The sequence below is a fragment of the Pseudomonas sp. Soil_N_39 genome (genome assembly GCF_057655955.1).
Map to the genome: position 1 here is coordinate 300,675 of NZ_JBDGLI010000005.1, position 6,452 is coordinate 307,126.

Here is a 6,452-nt window from a genome sequence, read left to right on the forward strand (position 1 = left end):
GTGACCACAAGCTTTGTGTTCACCGCCGATCCAATGTGGGAGCGAGCTTGCTCGCGATAGCAGTCTAACCGGCGATGAAGAGCCTACTGACTCACCGCCGCACCTGCTTCAACGTCTCCGCAATCAGAAACGCCAATTCCAGCGACTGATCGGCATTCATCCGCGGATCGCAGTGGGTGTGGTAGCGGTCCGACAGCCCGTCCTCGGTAATCGGCCGTGCGCCGCCGATGCATTCGGTGACGTTTTGCCCGGTCATTTCGATGTGAATCCCACCGGCATAGGTGCCTTCGGCCTCGTGGACCTGGAAGAATTGCTTCACTTCACCGAGGATCTGCGCGAAGTCCCGGGTCTTGTAGCCGCTGCTGGCCTTGATGGTGTTGCCGTGCATCGGGTCGGAGCTCCACAGCACCTGCTTGCCTTCACGCTGCACGGCGCGCAACAGCGGTGGCAAGTGTTCGCCGACCTTGTTGGCGCCCATCCGGGCGATCAGGTTCAGTCGACCGGGGTCGTTGTCCGGGTTGAGCACGTCGATCAGGCGGATCAGGTCGTCCGGGTCCATGCTCGGGCCGACCTTGACCCCGATCGGGTTGTTCACCCCACGCAGGAATTCGACATGGGCTCCGTCCAACTGACGGGTGCGGTCGCCGATCCACAGCATATGGGCCGAGCAGTCGTAATAGTCATTGGTCAGGCTGTCACGGCGTACGAAGGCTTCTTCGTAATTGAGCAGCAGTGCTTCGTGGGCAGTGAAGAAACTGGTTTCGCGCAATTGCGGCGAGCTGTCCATGCCGCAGGCGCGCATGAACGCCAGAGTTTCGTCGATGCGGTCGGCCAGGTGGCTGTATTTTTCCGCCAGGGCCGAGTTGGCGATGAAGTCCAGGTTCCACTTGTGCACCTGGTGCAGGTCGGCAAACCCGCCCTGGGCGAAGGCGCGCAGCAGGTTCAAGGTGGCGGTGGACTGGTGGTAGGACTGCAACAGTCGCTCCGGGTCCGGTACGCGGCTTTTTTCGTCGAAACCGATACCGTTGACGATGTCGCCCCGGTAGGCCGGCAAGGTCACACCGTCGATGGTTTCGTCGTTGGCCGAGCGCGGCTTGGCGAATTGCCCGGCCATGCGCCCGACCTTGACCACCGGGCAGCCGGCGGCAAAGGTCATGACGATCGCCATCTGCAAGAGCACTTTGAAGGTGTCGCGGATCTTGGCCGCCGAGAACTCGGCAAAGCTTTCGGCGCAGTCGCCGCCTTGCAGCAGGAACGCCCGGCCCTGGGTCACCTCGGCGAACTGACGACGCAACTCCCGGGCTTCACCGGCAAACACCAAGGGCGGATAACTGGCCAGGGTCTGCTCCACCTGCAACAGGTGCGCGGCGTCGGGGTAGCGGGGTTGTTGCTGGATCGGCAGGGCGCGCCAGCTGTCAGGGCTCCAGGGTTGGCTCATCATGTTCTCTAGGTGATTTACGCTCGGACGGCCATGTTATCAGCAAATTAGTGCGTGACCTGTTCCGCTTGCTTCGCGGACAATCGCGCCTTTGTCCCGTATCCGCAGGCTCATGCCGGCACGGCAATCATCAGGAGATGAAATGACAGAGGAGCGCGTCGAGCATTTGCTCGCCGAGGTGCACGACGAATTCGGCATGATTCGCGTATTCGAAGTGGCCGATTACCGGTTTCTGGAGTTCGGCGATGCCATCGAGCAAAGCTGCGTGTTCACAGCCGATCCGAGCTGGCTCGAATATGACTACACCCGCGCCATGCTCATCGGTGCGTTGTGTCACGAGCAGCCGGAAAGCGCGCTGTTCCTGGGGCTGGGCGCCGGTACGCTGACCCAGGCCTGCCTCAAGTTCCTGCCGCTGGAAGATGTCGAAGCCATCGAACTGCGCCCCGACGTGCCGCGCCTGGCCATCGAATACCTGGGCCTGGACGACGATCCGCGACTGTACATCCGTATTGGCGATGCCTTGGAATTGCTTGAAACGGCGGAGCCGGCGGACCTGATTTTCGTCGACCTTTACACCGATGTCGGCCCAGGCGTCGGGCACTTGGCCTGGGGGTTCCTGGAAAACTGCCAGAAACGCCTCAACCCGGGCGGCTGGCTGGTGATCAACCAATGGGCCACCGACGACGGCAAGCCCTTGGGGGCGGCGCTGTTGCGCGGCTTGTACCACCGGCATTACTGGGAGCTGCCGGTGAAGGAGGGCAACGTGATCCTGATCGTGCCGGCGGACCTGGATCAGGAGCTGGACATGCAAGGACTGGCCACCAGGGCCGAAGGGCTGGCGCCGCGGCTGGGCTATTCGTTGCAGTCGTTGATCAAGGCTATTCGCCCGGCGACCTGACACACGTCCCAGGGGGTGAAAAAACTTGTGGGAGCAAAGCTTGCTCGCGAAGAACACAACTCAGTACTTGCGGAAATCGCAGTGTCTGCATCGCGAGCAAGCTTTGCTCCCACAGGTAAAGATGAATCGTTTTAGCTGGCTGCCCCAAGGCCTTGTGGCAGAGAGCCATGTATCGGGCTTTTCCGATAAAAAAAGCTCCCTTTTTGGGCGAATTCCGGTATAGTGCGCGCCGGCCTTTAGCCGGGCCGCGTCAAGGTAGCGCAATTCTCCGAAGTCAGCTTCGGTTGCATGTCCGCACAACGGATGCTTCCACGACGTTCTTTTTCATTCATTCGTTTTCGCAAATCCCCGCCGACAAAGCAGCCAGGGCGACTCTTGAGTCTCAACACGGCATGCGCAGCTTTGGAGCATGGGTCTTTGCGGATGCACTTAGAGGCAGACCCATGACCCAGGAAACCGGCGGCTTCGCCGCTTTTAATCTCAACCCGAACATTCTTGCTGCCGTCATTGCGACCGGCTACGAAGAACCTTCGGCGATTCAGCAGCAATCGATCCCGATCATCATGGCCGGCCACGACATGATTGGCCAGGCGCAAACCGGTACGGGTAAAACCGCTGCGTTCGCCCTGCCGATCCTGCATCGCATCGATCCTGCCAAGCGCGAGCCGCAAGCCCTGATCCTGGCGCCAACCCGTGAGTTGGCGCTGCAAGTAGCCACCGCTTTTGAAACTTACTCCAAGCAAATGCCTGGCGTTACCGTTGTGGCCGTTTACGGCGGCGCCCCGATGGGCCCACAACTGAAAGCTATCCGTAATGGCGCGCAGATCGTTGTCGCCACGCCGGGTCGTCTGTGTGACCACCTGCGTCGTGACGAAAAAGTCCTGGCTACCGTGAACCACCTGGTTCTCGACGAAGCCGACGAGATGCTCAAGCTGGGCTTCATGGATGACCTGGAAGTCATCTTCAAGGCTCTGCCAGCAACCCGCCAGACTGTATTGTTCTCGGCCACCCTGCCGCAATCGATCCGTGCCATTGCCGAGCGCCACCTGCGCGATCCGCAACACGTAAAGATCCAGACCAAGACTCAGACCGTCACCGCGATCGAACAAGCTCACCTGCTGGTTCACGCCGACCAGAAGACTTCCGCCGTTCTCAGCTTGCTGGAAGTGGAAGACTTCGACGCCCTGATCATGTTCGTGCGCACCAAGCAAGCGACCCTGGACCTGGCCAGCGCCCTGGAAGCCAAAGGCTACAAAGCCGCTGCGCTGAACGGTGACATTGCCCAGAACCAGCGTGAGCGCGTGATCGACTCCCTCAAGGATGGTCGCCTGGACATCGTTGTGGCGACCGACGTCGCGGCCCGTGGCCTGGACGTTCCGCGCATCACCCACGTGTTCAACGTGGACATGCCGTACGATCCGGAATCCTACGTTCACCGTATCGGCCGTACTGGTCGTGCCGGTCGCGAAGGCCGTGCACTGTTGCTGGTCACCCCACGTGAGCGCCGCATGCTGCAAGTGATCGAGCGTGTGACTGGCCAGAAGGTGGCTGAAGTTCGCCTGCCGGACGCCCAGGCCGTTCTCGATGCTCGCATCAAGAAACTGACCAACAGCCTGTCGCCCCTGGTGGCTGACGCCGAATCGACCCACGGTGAGTTGCTCGATCGCCTGACCGCCGACATCGGTTGCACCCCACGCGCCCTGGCCGCCGCACTGCTGCGCAAGGCCACCAATGGCCAAGCGCTGAACCTGGCTGCAATCGAGAAGGAACGTCCCCTGGTGCCGAACAACGCACCGCGTGGCGATCGTCCCGAGCGCACCGGTGATCGTCCGGACCGTGGTGATCGCGAGCGTCGTGCTCCGATCCCGTTGGCCGAAGGTCGTGCGCGCTGCCGTACCGCGCTGGGTGCCCGTGACGGCATCGCGGCCAAGAACCTGCTGGGTGCCATCCTCAACGAAGGCGGCCTGGCCCGCGAAGCGATCGGCCGCATTCAGGTGCGCGACAGCTTCAGCCTGGTCGAGCTGCCGGAAGATGGTCTGGAGAAGTTGCTGACCAAGCTCAAAGACACCCGCGTCGCTGGCAAGCAGCTCAAGCTGCGTCGCTACCGCGAGGATTGATCGGCTCTTGGGCTGATTGATCGAACATGAAAAATCCCCGACTGGTTCGGGGATTTTTTTGCCTGGCGTTTGGTGTGTCTTCAGGGGAAGTGTCGTGGACGCCAATCGCGAGCAAGCTGGCTCCCACACTGGATTTGCGGCGCTCACAAACTCCCTGTGGGAGCGAGCTTGCTCGCGATTGCAGCGACGCGGTCCATCAGTCGAACCGATAGATGTCCATCCCCAGCGTCCCCATCGTGAACCCTGCATGGGCCACACTGAATGTCCCACCGGCACCCCGGGCAAAATACAGCGGCAACAAGTGCTCGTCGCTGGGGTGGCTGCGTACGGCATTGGGCGCCTGACGGCGGTAGTCGTGCAGCGCGGCCTCGTCGTTGGCCGCCAGGTGCTCGACCATCCAATCACGAAAGGCCTTGGCCCAGGGTTCGATGCTGTCAGGGCCGGCGTTCCAGTCCAGGTCGCGCAGGTTATGGGTGATGCTTCCGGAGCCGATCAGCAGGACGCCCTCTTGGCGCAGGCTTGCCAGGGCCTGGCCGACCTGTGTCTGCAGCAGCGGTCCCTGGCGGCTGGGCAGGGAAACCTGCACCACCGGGATGTCGGCCTCGGGGTACATCAACGACAATGGCACCCAGACGCCATGGTCGGACGGCCGTTGAGGGTCGAGGCGGGCTGACAGGTGCGCGGCGTTGAGCATGTCGGCTACTTGCTCTGCCAGTTGAGGATCGCCAGGCGCGGGGTACTGCACTTCATACAGCGCGGGGGGGAAGCCGCCGAAGTCGTGCCAAGTGCGCGGCTGCGGATTGGCGCTGACCAACAGTTCGTTGCTTTCCCAGTGGGCGGAGACGATGACGATGGCCTTGGGCTTGGGCAATTGACCGGCCAGGCGAGCCAGGGCCGGGCCGCTGGCACCGGGCTCCAAGGCCAGCATCGGTGAGCCATGGGAGATAAACAGGCTGGGCAGCATGAAGGGACTCCTGAGCGTTAAGATGGGGTCATCTTCCGTCAGGTCTATGATCTAAATCTAATATAAGTTTTAGCCTGTTTTGATCGAATTTTTGGAGCGAATCATGGAGCCCGAGTTTTGGCACAAGCGCTGGTCATCGAACCAGATCGGTTTTCACTTGCCGGAGGTGAACCCTTACCTGCAACGTTTCTGGCCGCAACTGGGATTGGCCCGGGGCAGTCGGGTGCTGGTGCCGTTGTGTGGAAAAAGCCTGGATCTGCTGTGGCTTGCCCACCAGGGCTACTCGGTGCTGGGCGTGGAGTTGTCGGAAAAAGCCGCCACTGATTTTTTTCTTGAGCATCAGCTTGAGCCGGTTGTGAGTGAAGAGGGTGCTTTCAGGGTGTTCCGTGCCGGTGATATCGAGATTCGCTGCGGTGATTTCTTTGCCCTGGGCGCGCAGGATGTGGCCGATTGTACGGGGCTGTACGATCGCGCTGCGTTGATTGCCTTGCCTATGCCGATGCGGGAGCGGTACGCGGCTCACCTGCAGAGGATCTTGCCCGGCGGTGTCGGCTTGTTGATTACCTTGGATTACAACCAGGATGAAATGCCTGGCCCACCGTTTTCCGTCGGGGATGATGAGGTGCGGCGGCTGTGGGGAGAGGGCTGGCGGCTGGAGGTTTTGCAGGAGCAGGATGTGCTTGGGGAGAGCTGGAAGTTTTTGCAGGCGGGGGTGACGAGGTTGGATGAGCGGGTGTATCGGATTTCCAGTTATTGATGAGCCCGTATCACTGGCTAATGCTGTTCACTTAAGCCGTTATTGAAGATTTTGATTATCTGTTCCGAGAGGTGTGGTTTGGTGTGTATATCCATTGCTGCGGTAACGGCTGCTTAGGGTTTCGCCCTTACGGCGGGTCACTTTTGGAAGAGCGCCAAAAGTAACCAAAAACGCTTTGCCCCACCACTCGGCACCTCGCTAAGGCTCGGTGTGCCCTCACTCCGGCATTGCTCCGTGGGCCGCCGCGAAGGGCCATCCATGGCCCAGCGCGGCTATCC

The 6,452-nt window shown here is 61.0% G+C and carries 5 protein-coding genes; 3 read left to right on the forward strand and 2 right to left on the reverse strand.

The features are described 5' to 3' along the window. Window positions 1-91 precede the first annotated feature (91 nt). Window positions 92-1,438: a class II 3-deoxy-7-phosphoheptulonate synthase gene (locus tag AC3A5O_RS10680; RefSeq protein ID WP_053183144.1), complete on the reverse strand. Its 1,347-nt coding sequence runs from the start codon at window positions 1,436-1,438 to the stop codon at window positions 92-94. A gap of 142 nt (window positions 1,439-1,580) precedes the next feature. Between AC3A5O_RS10680 and AC3A5O_RS10685 the strand changes: the two genes are divergently transcribed. After that, complete coding sequence (locus AC3A5O_RS10685; RefSeq protein ID WP_122568541.1) at window positions 1,581-2,336, forward strand: spermidine synthase; 756 nt, start codon at window positions 1,581-1,583, stop codon at window positions 2,334-2,336. A 443-nt stretch (window positions 2,337-2,779) separates the two neighbouring features. Further along, window positions 2,780-4,453: a DEAD/DEAH box helicase gene (locus AC3A5O_RS10690; protein ID WP_122568540.1), complete on the forward strand. Its 1,674-nt coding sequence runs from the start codon at window positions 2,780-2,782 to the stop codon at window positions 4,451-4,453. Window positions 4,454-4,649: 196 nt separating this feature from the next. Here AC3A5O_RS10690 and AC3A5O_RS10695 read toward each other — a convergent pair whose 3' ends face one another. After that, window positions 4,650-5,417, reverse strand: coding sequence for a DODA-type extradiol aromatic ring-opening family dioxygenase (locus AC3A5O_RS10695; protein WP_122568539.1), 768 nt, complete (start codon window positions 5,415-5,417; stop codon window positions 4,650-4,652). A 103-nt stretch (window positions 5,418-5,520) separates the two neighbouring features. Between AC3A5O_RS10695 and AC3A5O_RS10700 the strand changes: the two genes are divergently transcribed. Further along, entirely contained in the window at window positions 5,521-6,174 is a 654-nt protein-coding gene (locus AC3A5O_RS10700) for a thiopurine S-methyltransferase (protein ID WP_305491954.1), read from the forward strand. The last annotated feature ends 278 nt before the right edge of the window (window positions 6,175-6,452 follow it).